Source organism: Kribbella endophytica (genome assembly GCF_054781295.1).
In genome coordinates, this window is sequence record NZ_BAAGUR010000004.1 from 50,236 (window position 1) to 70,275 (window position 20,040).

Annotated in this window: 20 protein-coding genes; 10 read left to right on the forward strand and 10 right to left on the reverse strand. The window is 70.0% G+C overall.

The genetic code is table 11. From position 1 onward, the window contains the following. Nucleotides 1-42 precede the first annotated feature (42 nt). From pgsA to ACYVIO_RS32100, 3 genes are read left to right on the forward strand one after another with little or no spacing between them, the layout of a single operon-like run. Nucleotides 43-747 (forward strand): phosphatidylinositol phosphate synthase, encoded by a 705-nt coding sequence (gene pgsA / locus ACYVIO_RS32090; protein WP_460654678.1) that lies wholly within the window; start codon nt 43-45, stop codon nt 745-747. Between the two features lie 3 nt (nt 748-750). Beyond that, nucleotides 751-1,617, forward strand: a complete 867-nt coding sequence (locus ACYVIO_RS32095) for a phosphatidylinositol mannoside acyltransferase (RefSeq protein ID WP_460654679.1) — start codon at nt 751-753, stop codon at nt 1,615-1,617. A gap of 30 nt (nt 1,618-1,647) precedes the next feature. Continuing rightward, nucleotides 1,648-2,742, forward strand: a complete 1,095-nt coding sequence (locus ACYVIO_RS32100; protein ID WP_460654680.1) for a glycosyltransferase family 4 protein — start codon at nt 1,648-1,650, stop codon at nt 2,740-2,742. Here ACYVIO_RS32100 and ACYVIO_RS32105 read toward each other — a convergent pair. The 4 genes from ACYVIO_RS32105 to ACYVIO_RS32120 form a co-directional block, all read right to left on the reverse strand. Beyond that, entirely contained in the window at nt 2,739-2,975 is a 237-nt protein-coding gene (locus ACYVIO_RS32105) for an anti-sigma factor family protein (protein WP_460654681.1), read from the reverse strand. The two genes, ACYVIO_RS32100 and ACYVIO_RS32105, sit on opposite strands and share 4 nt — an antisense overlap. Then, nucleotides 2,972-3,601: an RNA polymerase sigma factor gene (locus tag ACYVIO_RS32110; RefSeq protein ID WP_460654682.1), complete on the reverse strand. Its 630-nt coding sequence runs from the start codon at nt 3,599-3,601 to the stop codon at nt 2,972-2,974. Before ACYVIO_RS32110 ends, ACYVIO_RS32105 begins: the two co-directional genes overlap by 4 nt. A gap of 4 nt (nt 3,602-3,605) precedes the next feature. Continuing rightward, a complete protein-coding gene (locus tag ACYVIO_RS32115) occupies nt 3,606-4,808 on the reverse strand; it encodes an MFS transporter (protein ID WP_460654683.1) in 1,203 nt (400 codons plus the stop codon). 64 nt (nt 4,809-4,872) lie between these two features. Beyond that, on the reverse strand, nt 4,873-5,280 hold the full coding sequence (locus ACYVIO_RS32120; protein ID WP_460654684.1) for an HIT family protein: 408 nt from the start codon (nt 5,278-5,280) through the stop codon (nt 4,873-4,875). 97 nt (nt 5,281-5,377) lie between these two features. Between ACYVIO_RS32120 and ACYVIO_RS32125 the strand changes: the two genes are divergently transcribed. From ACYVIO_RS32125 to ACYVIO_RS32135, 3 genes are read left to right on the forward strand one after another with little or no spacing between them, the layout of a single operon-like run. Further along, complete coding sequence (locus ACYVIO_RS32125) at nt 5,378-5,824, forward strand: hypothetical protein (RefSeq protein WP_460654685.1); 447 nt, start codon at nt 5,378-5,380, stop codon at nt 5,822-5,824. After that, complete coding sequence (locus ACYVIO_RS32130) at nt 5,821-6,690, forward strand: tetratricopeptide repeat protein (RefSeq protein WP_460654686.1); 870 nt, start codon at nt 5,821-5,823, stop codon at nt 6,688-6,690. Before ACYVIO_RS32125 ends, ACYVIO_RS32130 begins: the two co-directional genes overlap by 4 nt. Before the next feature lies 1 nt (nt 6,691). Then, on the forward strand, nt 6,692-7,939 hold the full coding sequence (locus tag ACYVIO_RS32135; RefSeq protein WP_460654687.1) for a tetratricopeptide repeat protein: 1,248 nt from the start codon (nt 6,692-6,694) through the stop codon (nt 7,937-7,939). Here the strand turns inward: ACYVIO_RS32135 and ACYVIO_RS32140 are convergent. Next, complete coding sequence (locus ACYVIO_RS32140; RefSeq protein WP_460654688.1) at nt 7,936-10,056, reverse strand: elongation factor G-like protein EF-G2; 2,121 nt, start codon at nt 10,054-10,056, stop codon at nt 7,936-7,938. The genes ACYVIO_RS32135 and ACYVIO_RS32140 overlap by 4 nt on opposite strands. A gap of 65 nt (nt 10,057-10,121) precedes the next feature. Then, nucleotides 10,122-11,018: a DMT family transporter gene (locus ACYVIO_RS32145; RefSeq protein WP_460654689.1), complete on the reverse strand. Its 897-nt coding sequence runs from the start codon at nt 11,016-11,018 to the stop codon at nt 10,122-10,124. On the opposite strand from ACYVIO_RS32145, the gene ACYVIO_RS32150 reads away from it, so the two are divergent. After that, nucleotides 11,017-12,465: an aminotransferase-like domain-containing protein gene (locus tag ACYVIO_RS32150; RefSeq protein WP_460654690.1), complete on the forward strand. Its 1,449-nt coding sequence runs from the start codon at nt 11,017-11,019 to the stop codon at nt 12,463-12,465. The two genes, ACYVIO_RS32145 and ACYVIO_RS32150, sit on opposite strands and share 2 nt — an antisense overlap. 137 nt (nt 12,466-12,602) lie before the next feature. Here the strand turns inward: ACYVIO_RS32150 and ACYVIO_RS32155 are convergent, their stop codons facing one another. Beyond that, entirely contained in the window at nt 12,603-13,643 is a 1,041-nt protein-coding gene (locus ACYVIO_RS32155) for an aldo/keto reductase (RefSeq protein ID WP_460654691.1), read from the reverse strand. Between the two features lie 102 nt (nt 13,644-13,745). On the opposite strand from ACYVIO_RS32155, the gene ACYVIO_RS32160 reads away from it, so the two are divergent. Next, nucleotides 13,746-14,396 (forward strand): TetR/AcrR family transcriptional regulator, encoded by a 651-nt coding sequence (locus tag ACYVIO_RS32160; RefSeq protein ID WP_460654692.1) that lies wholly within the window; start codon nt 13,746-13,748, stop codon nt 14,394-14,396. Between the two features lie 100 nt (nt 14,397-14,496). Here ACYVIO_RS32160 and ACYVIO_RS32165 read toward each other — a convergent pair whose 3' ends face one another. After that, nucleotides 14,497-15,573 carry a hypothetical protein gene (locus tag ACYVIO_RS32165; RefSeq protein WP_460654693.1) on the reverse strand — a complete coding sequence of 359 codons (1,077 nt, stop codon included), beginning with the start codon at nt 15,571-15,573 and terminating at the stop codon, nt 14,497-14,499. A 159-nt stretch (nt 15,574-15,732) separates the two neighbouring features. On the opposite strand from ACYVIO_RS32165, the gene ACYVIO_RS32170 reads away from it, so the two are divergent. Together ACYVIO_RS32170 and ACYVIO_RS32175 are read left to right on the forward strand one after the other, a co-directional pair. Next, on the forward strand, nt 15,733-17,016 hold the full coding sequence (locus tag ACYVIO_RS32170) for a tyrosine-type recombinase/integrase (RefSeq protein WP_460654694.1): 1,284 nt from the start codon (nt 15,733-15,735) through the stop codon (nt 17,014-17,016). 20 nt (nt 17,017-17,036) lie between these two features. After that, entirely contained in the window at nt 17,037-18,929 is a 1,893-nt protein-coding gene (locus tag ACYVIO_RS32175; RefSeq protein WP_460654695.1) for a DUF2207 domain-containing protein, read from the forward strand. Nucleotides 18,930-19,033: 104 nt separating this feature from the next. On the opposite strand, the gene ACYVIO_RS32180 is transcribed toward ACYVIO_RS32175, so the two are convergent. Both ACYVIO_RS32180 and ACYVIO_RS32185 read right to left on the reverse strand, forming a co-directional pair. Beyond that, complete coding sequence (locus tag ACYVIO_RS32180) at nt 19,034-19,561, reverse strand: ferritin (protein ID WP_460654696.1); 528 nt, start codon at nt 19,559-19,561, stop codon at nt 19,034-19,036. A 63-nt stretch (nt 19,562-19,624) separates the two neighbouring features. Further along, nucleotides 19,625-20,038 carry a hypothetical protein gene (locus ACYVIO_RS32185; RefSeq protein ID WP_460654697.1) on the reverse strand — a complete coding sequence of 138 codons (414 nt, stop codon included), beginning with the start codon at nt 20,036-20,038 and terminating at the stop codon, nt 19,625-19,627. Nucleotides 20,039-20,040: the final 2 nt, after the last annotated feature.

A 20,040-nucleotide genomic window follows, 5' to 3' on the forward strand; every position in this document is an offset into this window, starting at 1 on the left:
TGTCACCCGATGGTGATCCGGCTGGACTACGATCGCGTCGCCATGCTTAACAGATTCCGGCAGTTCTGGACCAAGGTGATCTCACCGATCGCCAACCTTCTGCTTCGGCTCGGGGTGAGCCCGGACGCGGTCACCCTGGTCGGCACGATCGGCGTGTGCGCGGGCGCGCTGGTGTTCTTCCCGCGCGGCCACATCTGGCTGGGTGCCGTGGTGATCACGCTGTTCGTGTTCTCCGACCTGATCGACGGCTACATGGCCCGCACCTCGGGCACGTCGTCGAAGTGGGGCTCCTACCTGGACTCCACGCTCGACCGGCTCGGGGACGGCGCCATCTTCGGTGGGCTGGTGCTGTTCTACGCCAACTCCGAGGCCGGCGACTCGACGCTGATGGCGGCGGTGGCGCTGTGGGCGCTGGTGATGGGTGCGACGACGTCGTACGCGCGCGCCAAGGCCGAGAGCCTCGGCCTGCACGCCAGCGGCGGACTCGCCGAGCGGTCCGACCGGCTGGTCGCGGTGCTCGTGATCGGCTTCTTCTCCGACGTGCTGAACCTGCCGATCCTGTTGAAGATCATCCTGTGGGCGCTGGCCGTCGCCAGCACGATCACGGTCGTCCAGCGCACGCTCTCGGTCCGCAAGCAGGTCCTGGCGGACCCGGCGAACGCAGGGCTCGGTACGCCGCCGGCAGCGCCGACCACCGATCCGACTCCGGAGGGGCCGGACGTACCTGGTCCTTCGTCGAGTTCCTGAGTCGTGGACGGGCTGCGGCAGCGGGCGGTCGACCTGGCTTTCGCCTCGGCGTGGGCGCTGGTACGGCGCCTGCCCGAGGCGGTGGTGACGTGGGTGTTCACGCGGGTCGCCGACTTCGTCGTACGGCGTGATGGCAAGGGCGTACGGCGGCTGCGCGGCAACCTGGCGGTGGTTCGCCCGGAGGCGTCGGCCGTGGAGCTCGACGGGATCGTCAGCGCCGGGATGCGGTCCTACCTGCGCTACTGGCAGGAGGCGTTCCGGCTGCCCGAGTGGTCCGACGAGCGGATCGTCGGACGCGTCCGCACGGTCAACGAGGAGCGCCTCCGCGACGCGCACGCCGCCGGCAAGGGCGTGATCTGCGCGCTGCCGCATCTCGCGAACTACGACCACGCCGGCGCCTGGGCGGGCCGGACCGGAATGCCGGTGTCGACCGTCGCCGAGCGGCTGAAGCCGGAGTCCCTGTTCGACCGGTTCGTCGCGTACCGCGCGAAGCTCGGCATGGAGGTTCTGCCGTTGACGGGCAGCGACGAGCACGTGTTCGGCGTACTGGCCGAGCGGCTGCGTGCCGGCGGATTCGTTTGCCTGGTCGCCGACCGGGACCTGTCCGAGCGCGGTGTGCCCGTCGAGTTCTTCGGACGCAAGTCCCGGATGCCCGCGGGCCCGGCGGCGCTGAGCGTGCGGACCGGCGCCCCGCTGATCCCGGCGACGCTGCACTACGACGGGCCGGACCTGGTGATCACCTTCCACCCGCCGATCCCGCGCGACGGCGGCCCGGCCGCGATGACCCAGCGCTGCGCCGACGCGTTCGCCGAAGGCATCGCCGCCCACCCGCAGGACTGGCACATGCTCCAACGCATCTTCGTGGACTGACATGATCGCGCCCCACCACCCGGATCAGCCGTGAAGATCGGCATCGTCTGCCCGTACTCCCTCGGCACCCCCGGCGGCGTGCAGAACCACGTCCGCGATCTCGCCGAGACCCTGCTCGCCCGAGGCCACCAGGTCTCGGTCCTCGCCCCGGTCGACGACGACCAAGCACCGCCGTACGTCGTCTCCTCCGGCCACGCCGTCGGCGTCCCGTACAACGGCTCGGTCGCCCGCGTCACCTTCGGCCCACGCACCGCGGCGCGAGTCCGGAGCTGGCTCGCCGACGGCCACTTCGACGTCGTCCACGTCCACGAACCCACCACCCCCAGCGCCTCGATCCTCGCGCTGTGGGCCGGCGACGGCCCGTTCGTCGCGACCTTCCACACCTGGCAGGTCCGCTCCCGCGCGATGAGCGCCGCCTCCGGTCTGCTCCGCCCGGCCTTGGAGAAGATCGACGCGCGGATCGCGGTCTCGGAGAACGCACGCTCGATGATGGTCCAGCACATCGGCGGCGAGGCGGTGGTGATCCCCAACGGCCTGTACGTCGACCGCTTCGCGGGACGGATCCGCCCGGAGTGGCGTGGCGAGGACGGCACGATCAGCTTCATCGGCCGGATGGACGAGCCGCGCAAGGGCCTCGCGGTCCTGCTCGCCGCCGTCCCCGCGCTCGTGACGCAGCGGCGTGGGCTGAAGGTCCTGGTCGCCGGGACCGGTCAGGGTGAGGAGGCACGGCGTTCGCTGCCGCCGTACTGCCGCGACAACGTGCTGTTCCTCGGCGCGATCGACGACGAGGCCCGCGCCGACATGCTGGCCGGGTCGGACCTGTTCGTCGCGCCGCACCTGGGCGGCGAGAGCTTCGGCATCGTGCTGCTGGAGGCGATGGCCGCGGGGGCGCCGGTCGTCGCGAGCGACTTCACCGCCTTCCACCAGGTGCTGGACGGCGGTCGGCTGGGCGAGCTCTTCGAGCCGGGTTCACCGGATGCGCTCGTCGCCGCCTGCCTGCGCCTCCTCGCGTCGCGCGACGAACGCGACAAGCTGCGCGACGCCGGCCTGACCGCCGTACGGCGGTACGACTGGTCGATCCTGACCGACGAGATCCTTGCCGTGTACGAGTTGGTCGCCCGCTAGACCTGGCGGTTGCGGAACGAGTCGAGCAGCGTCGCGCGGGATTCGGGGGAGAGGGCGTCGCTGGGCAGACTGTCCAGAGCCTGGCTGGTCTGCCGGACCTGGTCGAGGTAGCGCTCGCAGTCGTCGCAACCAGGGAGGTGGTCGACGAAGTCCTGCTCCTCGGCGGGAGTCAGCGCGCGTTCCAGGTACGCCGTCACCTGCTCGACGAACTGCCGGCACTCGAGCTCGCTCACGAGGTCTCCTCCTGGGTGTAGTACGTCTCCAGCTTCGCGCGGACGAACGCGCGGGCGCGGTGCAGCAGGACGCGCTGGTTCGCGGCGGTGAGGTCGAGCAGTGCGCAGACTTCATCGGCCGGCCAGCCCTCGGCGTCCCGCAAGGCGATCACCACCCGCTGTCGCTCGGGCAACTCCTCCAGCGCCGCGACCAGGAGCATGCGCACCTCATCCGTCAGCACCCCTCTCTCCGGCTCGGGCCAGACCGGCGGCGGCTCCCACCAGTGCCCGGGGAACGGTTGGTCCGCCGACTGAAACCGCCGCGGGTCAACGGTCGCCTGTTCGGTGGCCAGCTCTTCGCTCGGAAGCATCCGGTGCTCCCGGCTTCCTCGACGCCGCGCGGTGTTGGTGAGGATCCGGTAGACCCACGTACGCAGCGACGAGCGGCCCTCGAAGCGATCGATCCCTTCGATCACCGCGAGCCAGGTCTCCTGGACGACCTCAGCAGCCGATGCCTCGGTGGAGACGTAGCTCCGGGCCAGGCGCAGCATGCCACCGGACCAGCGGTCGAGAACGAGGGCGAAGGCGCTCTCGTCCCGTTCGCACAGCCGGCGTACCAGCACCTCGTCCACGGGCAGGTCGTCCATCGACTCAGGCTAGTGATCGAGCCGGCCGAAGGAGAACCCACAACAGGGAAGCTCCAGCGAAAACCACCGCGCCCGCCAGCAACCAGCCCGCGGCGTACACATCGGCCTCCTGCGTGACGGCCCCGAAGCCGAGCGCGTACGGCGTGAACAGCATCCACGACACCGCGCTGATCCCCGACGCGACGCCGGTCCGGATGGTCGAGTCGACGGCGTCGTGCACGAGATGGCTGACGTGAATCCCGATCACCACGACCAGCAGGGTCAACAGGACAACAGCGATGGTCACCACAGCCAGACTCCCACTCGTCAGCAGCACGGCGGAGCACCCCAGCATCACCAGTACGACGGTTGCCACTGGCAACCGTCGGTGCAGTCGCAGCCGCCCGGCCAGCAGCCCACCGAGACCGAGCGCGCCGACGACACCGGCCCAGAACGGACCGTAGAACCCAGCCGGCGCCGAGAGCTCGATCAGCCACAGCGGCCCGAACTCGTACATCGCCTGCAGGATCAAGGCCGCCATCACCGCAGCCGCCGCGATCGGCACCAGCCGCCCCCGATGCAGGATCGCGCGGACCGTCGTCCGAAGGTGGTCGCGCAGCGGAGAGCGCTCACCCGCCTCGTGCAGCCGCGGTTCGCGGAACCGGGAGAGCGCGATCAGCGACGCGGCCACGAACGGCAGCGTGACGAAGTAGGTCAGCCGGGTCGACGTCGCGGCCGCGATCCAGCCGCCGGCCAGTGCGCTGGTGACGAGGGCGGCGCTCTCGAGCAGGCGGATCCGGCCGATCTCCCGCTCGTACGCCGTACTGGTGCCGGTCTCTTCGAGCACGGTGTCGTAGACGACCGCCTCGACCGTGCCGGAGTAGAGCGCGAAGTACAGCCCGAGGATCAGGGCCGCGACGATGTAGGCCACGACGTTCTGGCTCAGTGCACCAACCAGTACGGCGAGGAGCAGTGCGATCGCCGCCAGGACGAGGACGCCGCGACGGGACCACCGATCGGCCAGTACGCCGGACAGCACCTCGGCGACCGGCACCAGCCCGGCGTACGCGGCGGCCATCACGCCGATCGTCGCCGCCTCGAACCCGATCTCGGTCATGAACAGCTTCTCGACCGGGACCCAGAACGCGACGCCCTGGAGCAACACCATCCAGCGCAGCGGGACCAGCCGCCGGAGACGAGTCGGTGCATCCAGAACCGCGGTCGGCATGACGCCCCCAAGGGGTGCTCGAGAGTTCCTGTCACCTGTGCAGTGTCAGCAACCCCCGGAAGCGTTACAGCCGCAGCTCGGCCGCCGTCTCCGCGATCACGTTCATGTCGCCCGGAGTCGGGTGCCACGGCAGCTGCAGCGGGTCGTCCTTGTACCGCGGTACGACGTGCAGGTGGGTGTGGAACACGCTCTGCCACGCGTCGGCGCCGATGCAGCTCAGCAGGTTCGCGCCGTCGGCGTCGAGCCGGTCGATCACCCGGCTCACCAGCGACTGGGCGAGCAGAGTCGCCGCGGTGAGGTCCTCGGCGGAGGTCTCGCGCAGGTCGGTCGAGTGCGTCCGCGGTACGACGAGCAGGTGCCCGCGCGTCGCCGGGTTGATGTCCATGAACGCGATCGCGCGATCGTTCTCGGCCACCTGCTGCGACGGGATCGACCCCGCGACGATCCCGCAGAAAAGACAGTTCTCGGTCATGTCCCCACCCTAGAGCGTGCGGGACAGGCGAACTCGGGCTGGCTTAGACTGCGCGGGCCGGGCTGACCTGGTGGTGTGAGGCCTAGGAGGGGACGGGATGGCGGACGAGCTGTTGCGGCCGACGATCACGGCGAACGTGGATCTGTCGGTGCGGCCGTGGCGGTTGATGTCGCAGGCGTACGTCGCGTTCTTCGGCGGCGTGCTCGCGGTGACGGTGATCGCCTTCCTCAACGCGCGGCGGCTCGGGGTCGACGCGGCCCGGCAGCGGCAGATCCTCGCGGTCGGTGTGGTCGCGCTGGTGGTGTCGGCGGCTGTTGTCGTGTTCCTGACCGACGACGACGCGAGCAGCGGTCTGCGGATCGCCACCCGAGTCGTCGCTGTGGTCTGCTGCCTCGTGCAGCTCCGGATCCAGCGGCCGATGGATCGCGCGTTCCAGCTCCGCGGCACCGACTACAAGTCGCTGTGGGGACCGGGGATCGCCGCGGTGATCGGACTCGGGCTGGTGGAGCTCCTGCTGCTCGCCGTACTGGCGGTGACGTTGTGAGCGAACCGACCGAGGCCCGCCTGCAGATGGCCGGCCACTGGCTCCAGATCGGCCACCCGGAACGCGCTCTCGACGAGCTCCAAGGACTCTGGGGCGATTCCGCGATCGACTACCGCGCGTACCTCTTCCGCGGCGCTGCCCTGCACGCGCTCGACCGCAACAGCGAGGCGATCGACGTACTGCGGGACGGCCTCAGCCACCACGGCCCGTTCCTTCCGCTGCTGCAGATCCTCGCCGGGGCGCTCCGCGCGGAAGGCCGTCTCCCCGAGGCCGAGGCCGCGCTCCTCCAGGGACTCAGCCTCGACCCGAACGACCCCGACCTCCTGCTCGGCTACGCGATGGTCTGTCTGTCGGCCGGTCAGGCGGAGAAGGCCAGCGCCCTGGTCGAGCGTGCCGCCGCGCGGGCTCCGGAGAGCCCGCAGATCTCGGCCGCCCGCGCCCAGGTGGCGTTTGCCCTGGGCAAGGATCGCGACATGCACCGGCACTCGCAGAAAGCGCTCTCGCACGATCCCGACGACCCCGGCGCCCGCGCGCTGCACGGCACGTCCGCGATGCTGACCGGCGACGCGAGCACGGGATACCGCTCTCTCGCGTCCGCGGCTGCCTCCGATCCCGGCGACGCCGACCTGCGCGCTGCCGCTCGCGAGGCCCGCCTCGCGAACCACCCGCTGATGCGTCCGCTCCGCCCGTTCCAGCGGTTCAACCCGCTCGTCGTCTGGATCGCGGCCGTCGCGGTCATCTACGGTCTCCGCCTGGCCGGCCTCCGGCCGCTCGCGGCCGTCGCGGCGATCGCGTGGTTCGGCTTCTGCGTCTACTCGTGGGTGGCGCCGCCGTTGCTGCGCCGCTGGCTCAACCGGAACTGGTGACATGACGAACGACCGGATCTCCGCCCTGCGCAAGGCGGTCGAGGCCAACCCCGACGACGTCCTGCTGCGGCTCGTCCTGGCCGAGACCCTGGTCGCCGCCGAGGAGACCGAGGCCGCGCTCGACCAGTACGTCGTACTGATGGAGCAGGGAGGTCTCCCGGAGGACCAACTGGTCGCGGTCGGCGAGCTCGCGGCCGCGAACGGCCGGCTCGCGCTGCTGCGCAACTGCCTCGAAGCCGCGCGCCAGGCGGGCGTCGTCGAGGGCACCGGCCGGCTGCAGCAGCTCGTCGACGAGATGATCGCGACCCGGACCGGCGTGAAGGTGAAGGTCGGCCCGGAGGAGACCGGCGACGACTTCGTCAGCGACACCGCGAAGGAAACGACGACCTTCGACCAGGTCGGCGGCATGGACGAGATCAAGCGGGTGATCCACCGGATGGTGATCCTTCCGCTGAGCCGCCCTGAGCTGTACGAGAAGTACGGCCGGCGCTCCGGTGGCGGCGTGATGCTCTACGGCCCGCCCGGCTGCGGCAAGACGCTGCTCGCGCGGGCGACGGCGGGGGAGTGCGGGCTGCCGTTCGTCAACGTCCGGATCGAGGACGTGATGGACCCCTACCTCGGCGTCTCCGAGCGCAATCTGCACGCGGCCTTCGAGCGCGCCCGGGCGAACTCGCCGTGTGTGCTGTTCCTGGACGAGCTCGACGCGCTGGCGTTCGCGCGGCACAAGCACGGTGGGTCCGAGGCGCGCCGGCTGGTCGACGTACTGCTGCAGGAGCTGGACGCGATCGGTTCGGACAACAGCGGGCTGCTGGTGATGGCGGCGACGAACGCGCCGTGGGACGTCGACGAGGCGATGCTGCGGCCGGGGCGGTTCGATCGGGTGATCTTCGTTCCGCCGCCGGACGAGCCGGCTCGGGGCGACATCCTGTCCGTCGTACTGAAGGACGTGCCGTCGGCGGGGCTGGATCTGAAGTCGCTGGCTGCTCGGACGCCGATGTTCAGCGGCGCGGATCTGCGGGCGCTGGTCGAGCGCGGAGTGGACGCGGTGATCGACGAGGCGCTGGCGACGGGTGGTGAGCCGCCGTTGGCGATGCAGCACCTGGAGAAGGCGCTGCCTGCGGTGAAGCCGTCGACGCTCGATTGGCTGCACCGGGTGCGTTCGTACATCGAGTTCGCGAACCAGTCCGAGCGGTACGACGACGCGGCGGCGTACCTGAAGTCCAAGGACGTCCGGCGCCGGCTCTCCTAGACCTTCACCTTCGAGGCCGCTGAGTCCGGCATTGCTTCGTAGCGAGCGAAGGATCGGGTGAACGACGCCGCGCCGTGCGACAGCGAGCGCAGATCGATCGCGTACCGGGTGATCTCCACCTGCGGGACGTCGGCCTTCACCAGGGTGCGGTCGTCGCCGACCTTGTCGGTTCCGAGCAGCTTGCCGCGCCGGCCGGACAGATCGCTCATCACCGCACCGACCAGCTCGTCCGGCACCAGCACCGACACCAGGTCGACCGGTTCGAGCAGGTTCACCTTCGTCGCGTTCGCTGCCTCGCGCAGCGCCAGCCCGCCGGCCATCTGGAACGCCATGTCGGACGAGTCGACGCTGTGCGCCTTCCCGTCGAGCAGCGTCACGCGGATCCCGACCATCGGGTAGCCGGCGCCGACGCCCTTCTCCATCTGCGCCCGGATCCCCTTCTCCACGCTCGGGATGAACTGCCGCGGTACCGATCCGCCGACGACCTTGTCGATGAACTCGAACTCGGTGCCCTCGGGATGCGGCTCGACCTCGATGTCGCAGACGGCGTACTGGCCGTGCCCGCCGGACTGCTTGACGTGCCGCCCGTGCCCCTTCGCCTTGCCGCCGAACGTCTCCCGCAGCGGGACCCTCAGCTCGACGGTGTCCACCGAAACGCCGTACCGGTTGGCGAGAGCATCGAGTACGACGTCCGAGTGCGCCTCGCCCATGCACCACAGCACGATCTGGTGCGTCTCCGGGTTCTGCTCGATCCGCAGCGTTGGATCCTCGGCCGCGAGCCGTTGCAGCCCGCCCGAGAGCTTGTCCTCGTCGGTCTTCGCGCGGGCCTGTACGGCGATCGGCAGCAGCGGCTCGGGCATGGTCCAGGGCTTCAGCACCAGCGGGTCGCCCTTGTCGGAGAGTGTGTCCCCGGTCTCTGCGCGAGTCAGCCGCCCGATCGCGCACAGGTCACCGGCGACGACGGCCGAGGCCGGGCGCTGCTGCTTGCCGAGCGGGAACGACAGCGTGCCGATCCGCTCGTCCTCGTCGTGGTCGGCGTGACTGTTGGCCTCACCGAAGAAGGACGTGAAATGGCCCGACACGTGAACCGTCGTGTCGGGCCTGATGGTGCCGGAGAACACCCGCACCAGGCTGACCCTGCCGACGTACGGGTCCGAGGTCGTCTTCACCACCTCGGCCAGCAGCGGACCGGCGGGATCGCAGGTCAGTTTGCCCTTCGCGACGCCGTGCGGGGAGAACACCTCAGGCAGCTGGTGCTCCGGCGGCGACGGGAACCCGCTGGTCGCGATCTCCAGCAGCTCGCGCGTGCCGACACCGGTGCCGCTGCAGACCGGGATCGCGGGAAAGAACGAACCCCGGGCGACCGCGCGTTCCAGATCGTCGACCAGCACGTCCTGACCGATCTCCTCGCCGCCGAGGTAGCGCTCCATCAGCGACTCGTCCTCGGACTCCTCGATGATCCCCTCGATCAGCGTGCCGCGGAGCTCCTCGATCAGCTCCTCGTACGACGCCTCCGGCGGATGCGTCGTGCGCTTGCCGTCGGCGTACTCGTAGTGCGTCTTCGACAGCAGTCCGATCACGCCGCGGCCGGCCGGGAGGTAGAGCGGCAGCACCTTGTCGCCGAACGCGCTCTGCGCGGCGGAGAGCGCGTTCTCGTAGTTCGCCCGGGCATGGTCGAGCTTGGTGATCACGACCGCGCGCGGCATGCCGACCTGGTCGCACTCCTGCCACAGCGCCTTGGTCGGTTCGTCGACGCCCTCGTTCGCCGCGATCACGAACAGAGCGCAGTCCGCCGCTCGCAGCCCGGCGCGGAGCTCGCCCACGAAGTCGGCGTACCCGGGGGTGTCGATCAGGTTCAGCTTGATGCCCTCGTGCATCAGCGGCGCGAGGGCCAGTCCGACCGAACGCTGCTGGCGGATCTCGGCGTCGTCGCAGTCGCACACCGTCGTCCCGTCGAGGACGTTGCCGGCTCTGGGCAGTACGCCGGAGGCGACCAGCAACGCCTCGACCAGCGTGGTCTTGCCCGCGCCGGACGGACCGACGAGCACGACGTTGCGAATGGCGGCAGGGGTGTCCGCACCCGGCGCGCCCTGGGAAGTGTTCGCCTTGTCTGCCATGACGTTTCCTCCTGTTCGCCCACCATTCCCCCTAGCCCCCGGTCTGCACAAGACCTCCCCGGCCGTCAGGTCCGGGTGCGTTGGGTGACGGCGATACAGGCCAGTACGACGACCGCCGCGACCGGGGCCAGGACCGGCAGGTGCTCGCCCATCAGCAGGACGGACCAGACCAACGTGATCAGGGGTTGCGCGAGCTGCAGCTGACTGGCTTTCGGTACGCCGATCGCGGCCATCCCGCGGTACCAGACGACGAACGCGCCGAACTGGGAGATCGCCGCGAGGTAGCTCATGCCGACGACCGCTTTGGTCGTCAGGTGGATCGGCTCGTGCGGTATCGCCAGCGCGGTGACGACGGCGGACACCGGGAGGGCGGCGACGACGCCCCAGGCGATGACCTGCCAGCCGGGCATCGCCGAAGCGAGTCGGCCGCCTTGGGCGTAGCCGGCGCCGCAGACGATCAGCGCGCCGAAGAGGTAGAGGTCGGCGAGGGTGGGACGGCCGTGGCTCTGCTGGAGGGTGAACGCGACGACCGTCGCTGCGCCCAGAGTTGCTGCCGTCCAGAACGTTGGCGACGGGCGGCGGCCCGTGAGGACCGACGAGATCACCACGGTCGCCAACGGGAGGATGCCGATGACGACGGCCGAGTGCGCGGTCGTCGAGGTCTGCAACGCGAGGGTGGTGAGCAACGGGAAGCCGATGACGCAGCCGCCTGCGACGGTGAGCAGTCCGGCCCAGTGACGACGGTCGGGCAGTGGCACGCGGGCGGCGTACAGACAGACAGCGGCAAGCACTCCGGCGAGCAGTGCGCGGACGCCGGTCGCTGTCCACGGGCCGAAGCCGTCAAGGGCCCACACGGTGGCCGGGAAGCTGAAGGAGAAAGCCACCACCGCCGCGGCGGCCAGGAAAGTACCGGTGCGAACTGATATCGCGGGGGAGTGGGTAGCGCTATCTTGTGCTGTCATGAACGACGGTAGCAGTGGTGCCCGGCTCGTACTGCGGCTGCGCGCTGAGCTCGATCGCTACTCCGACGGGCAGAGATTGCCGTCGAGCCGGGCGCTGGTGACTGCCTACCAGGTGAGTCCGGTGACGCTGTCCCGGGCGATCTCCACGCTGGTCGCCGAGGGGCTGGTCGTTGCTCGTCCGGGGGCCGGTGTGTTCAAGGCGGCGCAGCGGGCGGCCGTCGTACCGGGGGATGTGTCGTGGCAGGAGGTCGCGCTGAGCGCGGCTCCGCCGGCGGCGACGGTCGACGTCGGTCCACGGGCTGCGGATGCGGCCGGGTTGCTGGCGACGCTGGTACCGCCTCCGGCGGAGGTGATCGATCTCAACGGCGGCTATCTGCACCCGACGCTTCAGCCCGAGCGGGCGTTGGCCGCTGCTCTGGCGAGGGCCGGCCGTCGTCCCGGGACCTGGGCGCGGCCGCCGGTCGAGGGGCTGACCGATTTGCGGGAGTGGTTCGCGCGGGACATCGGTGGGCCGGGCGGATCGCTGGACGCGTCGGACGTGCTGATCACGGCGGGCGGTCAGAGCGCGCTCTCCACAGCCCTGCGGGGACTGGCTGCACCTGGTTCGCCGGTGCTCGTGGAGTCGCCGACGTATCCGGGGATGCTGGCGGTGGCACGGGCTGCCGGGCTGCGTCCTGTTCCGGTGCCGGTCGATGCGGACGGCGTACGGACCGATCTGCTGGCCGATGCGTTCGAGGCGACGCGGGCCCGGCTCTTCGTCTGCCAGCCGCTGTTCCACAACCCGACCGGGAGCTGCCTGAGCGCTGAGCGTCGTACGGCGGTGGTCGAGATCGCGCGGGCCGCGGGGGCCTTTGTCGTCGAGGACGACTTCCCGCGGCGGCTCGTCCATGCCGACTCCTTGGTATTGCCTCCGGCGATGGCTGCCGACGATCCCGATGGCGTGATCGTGCATGTCCGGTCGCTGACCAAGCCCGCGTCGCCGAGCCTGCGCATCGCCGGTCTGACCGCCCGCGGTCCCGCGTTCGAGCGGCTGCGGGCGATCAACGCCGTCGACACCATGTTCGTCCCGCGGCCGCTGCAGGAGACCGCGCTCGAGCTGGTCGGTTCGCCTGCTTGGTCCCGGCACCTGCGCACGCTCGCCGCGGCACTTCGCGACCGCCGTACGACGCTGTTGTCCGCGCTGGCAACGTCCGTGCCCGCGCTTGTCCCGATCAGCCCGCGGCCTGGCGGCTACCACTTGTGGCTCGGTCTTCCCGAGGGAACCGACGAGCGCGCTCTCTCGACTGCCGCTCTGCGTTGTGGGGTCGCGGTCGCGGCCGGCGCCGCGTACTTCACGGCCGAAGCGCCGGCCCCGCACCTTCGGCTCAGCTACGTCGCGGCTTCCGGCCTGGCCCAGCTGGAGGAAGGCGTGCACCGGCTCGGTGCCGCCTTCGACCAGGCTGTCTGATCCCCGCGGGTCGGTGCCGGCCTCGCTGCCTGGTCGGCCGGTGACCTGGGTGCCACTGGCCGCCGCTCGGTGTCGGCCGTCGCCCGGGTCGCGACCTCGAAGGATCTGGCCGAGCCCGGCGTTCGGCCGGCGGAACGTCAGGCCTGGTTGCTCGCCGGGACGCGCACCGGGTTGAACTGGTCCTGGATCCACTTCGGGTACGCCGGAGCCGGGCGGCTCACGTCGTCGAGCTCGGCCAGGTCCTTCTCGGTGAGGGTCAGGTCAGCGGCCTGGATGTTGTCGGTGAGCTGGTCCAGCTTGCGGGCGCCGACGATCACGCTCGTCACCGCGGGCTGGGCGAGCAGCCAGGCCAGCGCGACCCGGGCCGGGCTCACGCCGTGCCGGTCGGCGACGTTCCGCAGGACGTCGACCACGTCGTACCCGTGCTCCTCGTCGAACGGGACGAAGTCGGCACCGGTCTGGGCCCGGCGGGCCTGCGTCTCGGTGGTCGTGCCGCCGCGCTCGTACTTGCCGGTGAGGAAGCCGCCCATCAGGCCCTGCCAGACGGTCAGGCTGACGCCTTCCTCGAGCGCCATCGGCACCAGGTCGCCCTCGGCCTGCCGGGACAGCAGCGAGTAGTTGATCTGGTTGGCGACGAACTTGGACTGGTGGTTCAGCGCCGACAGCCCGAGCGCCTTGCTGATCTGCCAGGCCGCGAGGTTGGACGCGCCGAGGTAGCGGACCTTGCCCTGCCGTACGGCGTCGTCGAGCGCGGCGAGAGTCTCCTCGAGCGGCGTGACGTGGTCCCAGTTGTGGATCTGATACAGGTCGATGTGGTCGGTGCCGAGCCGGCGCAGACTGTCCTCGAGCGACCGCATGATGTGCAGCCGGGTCAGGCCCTGGTCGTTCGGTCCCGGTCCGACCGGCGCCAGCAACTTGGTGCCGAGAATGACGTCGCGGCGGCGCTTGCCCAGCGCGCGGCCGAGCAGCTCCTCGCTCTCGCCGTCGGCGTACACGTCGGCGGTGTCGATGAAGTTGACCCCGGCGTCGAGCGCCGTACCGACCAGACGGTCGGTGTCGGCCTGGCCGAGTCCGCCGATCGCGCTGAAGACCGGGTGGTCCGCGCCACCGAACGACATCGCGCCGAGACCGATCTCCGAGACCCAGACACCGGTCCGGCCGAGCTGACGGTATTTCATCACTTCTCCTTTAATGGACACTCTGTCTAAAAAAAGGCTACAGGCCCGCCCAAGGCGGGTAGGGTGCGGGGGAGCCAGCAACCTCCCGGAGACCCCGTACCAATGCCTTCGAACTCAGCCTCAGCACCCGCCGGACGACCGTCGAGCTCCGCTCCCGCTCCTGTCGGGCGTCCCGCCTCGGCCGAGGCGGACCTGTTCGCCGCGACCGGGCGGCTGCTGGCCGACGGGGCGAAGTTCACCGAGCTCAACGCGCAGCAGATCGCCGCCGAGGCTGGCGTCGCGCGGTCGAGCTTCTACGTTCATTTTCGCGACAAGGTCGACCTGCTGATCCGCCTGGCCGCGCAGCTGACGGCTCCGAACTTCGACACCGCGTCCGCGTGGCGACCGGAAGACGGCGTCGAGGGCCTGACCGAGACGTTCGTGAGAGTAGTGGCGACGTTCCGCGAGAACGCCGCCGTCCGACGAGCGGTGTCGGAGGCAGCGGCGTACGACGACACCGTGCGGGAGTACTGGGTCCGCGAGCTGGACCAGTTCAGCGAGTTCACCGACCGCCTGCTGCGCGTCGAGCAGGACGCCGGCCGCACAGCCACCGACGTCGACGTCCCGAGCGCCACGCAGATCATCGTCCTCGGCGGCGAACGAGCCATCGTCGAACACGTCAACACCCGCGACGCCACCACCGACGCAACCTTCGCCGCCGAACTAGCCCGAATCTGGTGGCACGGCGCCTACCGCCGCCCCCCAGAGCAGTAAGTCAACCCGCTTGACCGCCTCGACCAGGGTCGCGGCGTCGAGCCGGACCCGGGGGCTCTGGGCGGTCATGCCCCCTCCCCCTCTCCGGGGGAGGCTGCCGCTAGGACTTGAGGGCCGCTAGCAGGGTTTGCAGGTCTTCGGGGTGGAGGCGGGTGGTGGTGAGTTGGGCTCTGACTGTCTCCAGCTCGGTGGTTGCTTGGGTGGCCTGTAGTTGGAGTTGCTCTGTGCGGGTGCGGAGGGACTCGAGGTCGGCGCGGGTTTGGTCGTGGGTGCTGGTGAGTTGCTGGAAGGCCTCGGCTTGAGCTGAGTGGGCTGCTTCGGCTTGCTGGGTCTTCTGCTGCTGCTCGGAGAGCGCGTTCTGGAGGGTCTGTAGGTCGGCTCTTGCTGCTTCCACGTCCGTACGGCGTGCTGCTTCGGCCTCGCGGGCGGTGTCCCGTTCTGTGCGGAGGAGCTCGCGGTCGGCGTGGAGAGCGTCGCGAGCAGCGTGGGCGGCGTCGCGTTCGCGGTGGGCTGCGTCGCGTTCGGCGAGCAGGCGTTCGGCGGCGACGGCGATCTCGCGGAGTTGACGGTCGGTGCCGGCGGCGCGTTCTGCTTCCTTGGCGGCTTGGGCCTCGGCGGCTCGCCGGGCGTTGACGGCTTCCTCGGCCTGCTGGCGGGCAGCGCCCAGCGCCTCCGTCGCGTCGAGTGCCTGGCGGGCGGCAGCTGAAGCGCGCTCGACGGCTTCGGTGCGTTCCTTCGCGGCGCGCTCGGCAGCGGCCTGGCTCTGGCGGGTCTTGTTCTCGGCCTGCTCCCGGCCCTGCTCGGCGGTTAACCGGGCCTGCTCAGCCTCGGCAACCTGCGCATTCGCCGTTTCCACGGCAGCAACAGCTGCTGCCTCAACTACATCCAACCGGTCGGTTACCGACTCCAGCGCGGCAGTGAGTGCTTCCACCGGTCCTCGTACGGCGTCGAGCTGGTCGCGCAGGCGTTCGGCGTCCAGTCGGAAGGTGCTGCTGCCGGCGTCCAGGCCGAGTGCGCCGAGGGCCTCCTTCTCCGCGCGGGCCATCTGGGCGCAGGTTCGGCCGCCTTCCCAGCGGGTCTCCCGGCAGAACGTTCTCGGGCGTCCGCCCTGGAGTCCTGGAGCGGGCAGCTCTTCCCGGCACTTGCTGTAGCCGCATCTTCCGGCGTCCACGATCATGCTCCAGACCCTAGATGTTCGAGGTTAGAAAACCTGGAAACTGGTTCGGCGTTTCGAAAACCGAACCTAACCACCACGAAACCAGTGTTTTGTGAGTGTGTTCGTCAGACTGCGGAGTGGGAAGCCGGAGCGGACTGTGCTGGGCGCGAAGATGGCGGCATGGACGGATTACTGGTCGTACTGGAAGCCGCTCAGCGCGCCAGAGAAGAGGCCCGGGAGAACGACCAGATCGTCGCCGCGGAAGGAACCTGGCCCGGGGTCGAGGACCCGGAGACTCTGAGGGAACAGGTCGCCGACTGGCTGAGCCAGTACGCGAACGCGGGGACGAGAAGGACGTACGGCTATGCGCTGGGACTCCCGATCGCCTGGGTGGACCTGGTCGTGGGGGAAGACTTGGGAGGTGAGCGGGCGAAGACCTCGGCGAGCGGAGGGCTGGGCGGCGCCGGGGGGTCGCGGCGGGAAGGGCCGTTGCACGACTTGGCCTGGTTTCGGTGGTGTGCGGGGCGGGGGATGGATCCTCGGGTGGCTACTGGGCGCGAGGTGAAGGCTTGGCTGCATCTGCTGGATGCGGCGGGGGCGGAGAAGCGGACTCGGCAGCGGATGCTGAGTACCTTGTCGGCGTTCTACGGGCATCTGACCGAGACCGGCGTCGTGCCGGCGAACCCGGCGGCACTGAATCGGGCGCGGCTCGGGCTCAACCGGAGCTCGCGGGACGCCTCGCCGACGATCCGGCTGACCGCGGCGCAGCTGCACGCGTTGCTCGACGCGGCGGGGAAGCTGCCGAACAGGACGCGATTCAAGGACCTGTACGCCGCTCGTGCGGTGGCGGTGGTCGCGCTGCTGACGCTGGGGTTGCGGGTGTCGGAGTTGGTCGGGCTCGATCGTCAGCACCTGGTGGTGTCCGGCGGGGAGCCGATGCTGCGGGTGCTGGGGAAGGGCGGCGTGCACCGCGAGGTCTATCTGACGACGCTCGCGGCGGAGGCGCTGGAGAAGTACCTGCGAGAGCGCGACCTCCTGCAAGAGATCAGTACGCCGGCTCTGCGCGGACGGACGAACGGCAAGGCAACGAGCCCGTTGATCGCCACGCGCGACGGCGCCCGGTGTTCGCGGTTCGACGTGAACGCCTTGCTGCGGCGGGTCGCCGTACAGGCTGGTCCGGCGCTGGAGGATGTCGCGGACAAGGTGCATCCGCACGCGCTGCGGCACGCGTACGTGACGATCGCGCTGGAGCAGGACGCGCGGATCCAGCACGTCCAGGCCGACGTCGGTCACGCGAGCATCGCGACGACGCAGTACTACGACAGAGGACGACGGACGCGGGACACCACCGCCGCGGATCTGGTCGAGGCCGCAATCCGCGCGGCGGGGGAGAAGCCTGCGCCGCCAGAGACCGAGGCCCGCGTTCCAGCCGACGTGGCGGCGGGGGAGCGGCCGGTGGACTGAGATCTCGGTACTGTCGCGGCATGCGAAGGGGACTCTGGACCGCCGTGGTCACGCTGCTTGCCGGGTTCGTTCTCACCGGGTGGGCCTTGCCGGCCAACGCGCAACCCAGCGATATCGGTGACGTCGTCAACCGGATGCAGATCGACTACACCGTCAACCAGGACGGCGTGCTCCACGTCAAGGAGACGATCGACTATGGCTTCGGCAGTTCGGGGCGGCACGGGATCTACCGGAACCTGATCACCCGTGAGCCCTGGAAGGACGACGACTCGAAGGACCAGGAGTACCAGGTCTCCGACATCGAGGTCGACAGTCCGACCGGTGCGCCGGACGAGTTCGAGACGACGACCACCAAGAGCAAGACCCAGCGCGACCAGTCGATCCAGATCAAGATCGGCTCGGCCGACAAGACGATCTCCGGCCGCCAGGCGACCTACGTCATCGAGTACGACGTACGCGGCGCTCTGCGGCACTTCGAGGACCACAGCGAGCTCTACTGGGACACGACCGGCACCGGCTGGGACGCCACCTTCCGGCAGATCGCCGTCAACGTCACCGTGCCGCAGGACGTGCAGCAGGTCGACTGTTTCGTCGGCGCCCAGGGCAGCCAGCAGTCGTGCGACAGCAAGACCGTGGCCGGCGGCAAGGGAGTCTTCACCGCTTCCGGTCTGGACCGCGGCGAAGGCTTGACGATCGTGGCCGGCATCAAGCCCGGCGTCGTCGCCAACGATGCCCCGATCGTCGTCGACCCGCCCGCCTGGCTCGAGCGCAACGGCATCAACGTCCCCGGCCTCGTCACTGCCGGCCTCGTCACGCTCGCCGGCCTGGGAGCAGCCGTTCTCTACGGCAAGCGCGGAAACCGCGACCTCCGGTACGCCGGAATGCCGCCCGGCACCTTCCCGCCGAACGGCTCGACCGTTGCCGCGGTCAAGGACACGCTGACCACCGACCAGATCCCGGTCGCGTTCTCCCCGCCGCCGATCCCGGTCGGCGAAGGCGGGCTGCTGATCGACGCGAAGGCGAACACGACCGAGACCGCCGCGACCCTGATCGACCTCGCGGTCCGCGGCGCCCTACGGATCGACAACACCGGCGAGGAGCAGAAGGCCGTCCTGCTCAACCCCGCGCTGGCGACCGCGCCGCACGAGCAGGTCCTGCTGCAGGGCCTCTTCCCGGGCTTGGCGCCTGGCACTACCGTCAAACTGGAGCGCCGCCCGACCGGCGACAACTCGATGCGGCTCGCGCACGACGCGATGATCGACGCGCTGCGCCAGCAGGTGAAGGCGCGCGACTGGTACACGCGGATGCCGTGGGCCGCGCGTGGCAAGCAGCTGTCCGGCGTTTTCCCGTGCGCGTGCATCGCGATGATCGGGATCTGGGTCTTCGGCGCCGGAGTGATCGGTACGGCGATCGGCGCGGCCACCGGCGGTCTGGGCCGCGCGGTCGTGATCGGCCTGCCGGTGCTCGCGGTGATCGTTGCCATCGGCACCGTTGTCTCCCAGCGGGCGAAGGGACAACGCAACGCGGCCGGTCGCGCGGTGACCGACCACCTGATCGGCTTCCGGCTGTACCTGTCCACGGCCGAGGCGGACCAGCTGCGGTTCGAGGAGGGCGAGGACATCTTCAGCAAGTACCTGCCCTGGGCGATCGCGTTCGACCTGGCCGACCGGTGGCAGCGCGTGTGCTCGCAGCTGGTCGCGGCGGGACGGATCCCGGCCGACCCGTTCTGGTACACCGGGCCGTCGTACTACAGCTCAGGATTCGCGGCCGGCAGCATCAGCCAGACCGTGGCGCACACCTTCGATCCGCCGCCGGCACCCGCGGGAAGTGGCGGTGGGGGCGGTAGCTCCTCCGGCTTCAGCGGAGGTTCCTCCGGTGGCGGCGGAGGCGGTGGGGGCGGCGGTTCCTGGTAACGGCCGCGCAGGAGTCAGGCACACAGAGGCCTGACCGGGGAACCGGGCCGCCGTACCAGGTACGGCGGCCCCGAAACTCCCGGGCGGAACAGTACTCCGGTCGGTCAGACCTTGCCGCCGGCCACGGCCGGAGCGGTCGGGTCGGCGCCGGCGTCACCGACGGTCTCGCGGGCCAGGTAGTCCTCGAGGTGGAACAGGTTGTCGCCGGCGCGCTTCGCGACGTTGACCAGCGTCGTCATCGCGGCGACCTCCTCGACCTGCTCCTTGAGGAACCACTGCATGAACTGCTCGCCGAGGTAGTCACCGTCGTCGCGCGCGGTCCGGGCCAGCGTCTCGATCTGCTTGGTGACCGTGATCTCCTGCTGCAGCGCGAGCTCCAGCGGGTCGAGCGCGGTCTTGAAGTCGTTGACGACCTCGCCCACGCCCGGGATCTGCGGCCGGATGTCGAGGTCGAGCAGGTACTTGACCATCATCATCGCGTGGTTGCGCTCTTCCAGGGACTGCTTGTAGAAGTGCGCGGCCAGCTGCGGGAGGTCCTGGTCGTCGTACCAGACAGCCACTGCCGTGTACTGCTGTGACGCCGTGAATTCGTTGCGGATCTGTTCTTGGAGGAGTTTCGCGTACGTGCTCATGTTGACCAAGGTAGTGGGGTTCGTGCGAATTCTCACCGTTGGCGAGGCTCGCCTAACGGCGTGTCAGATCGTGCCGGTGACGTGCGACCGGATCGCGGGAAGGTTGCCCAGCGGGGCGAAGTAGCCGCTGATCCCGTGGTCGAAGGTGATCGCCGCGATGCCCTGCTGCAGCCAGACCGCTGCCTGCGCGACGGCGTCCGCGGGGGTGAGGGCGAGGACCTCGACCTCTGCGTCGGCCGAGGCCAGGCCGTTGGCGACCGCGAAGCCCCGGGCGCGTTCGGCGGTGGTGAAGGCCATCAGGAACGGCTGGTCGTTGTTGACGCCGACGAAGGGCTGCGGGTTGTCCGGCTCGCCACGCTGGACGAACCACCACCGCTCGAGGGAGAAAGTTGCTGACCACAACTTCTCCTGGTTGGTGGTGCTCGGGTCGGCGCCGACGGCTTCGGCGAGGACGTCGGTGGGGGATGGCTCGTGCATCC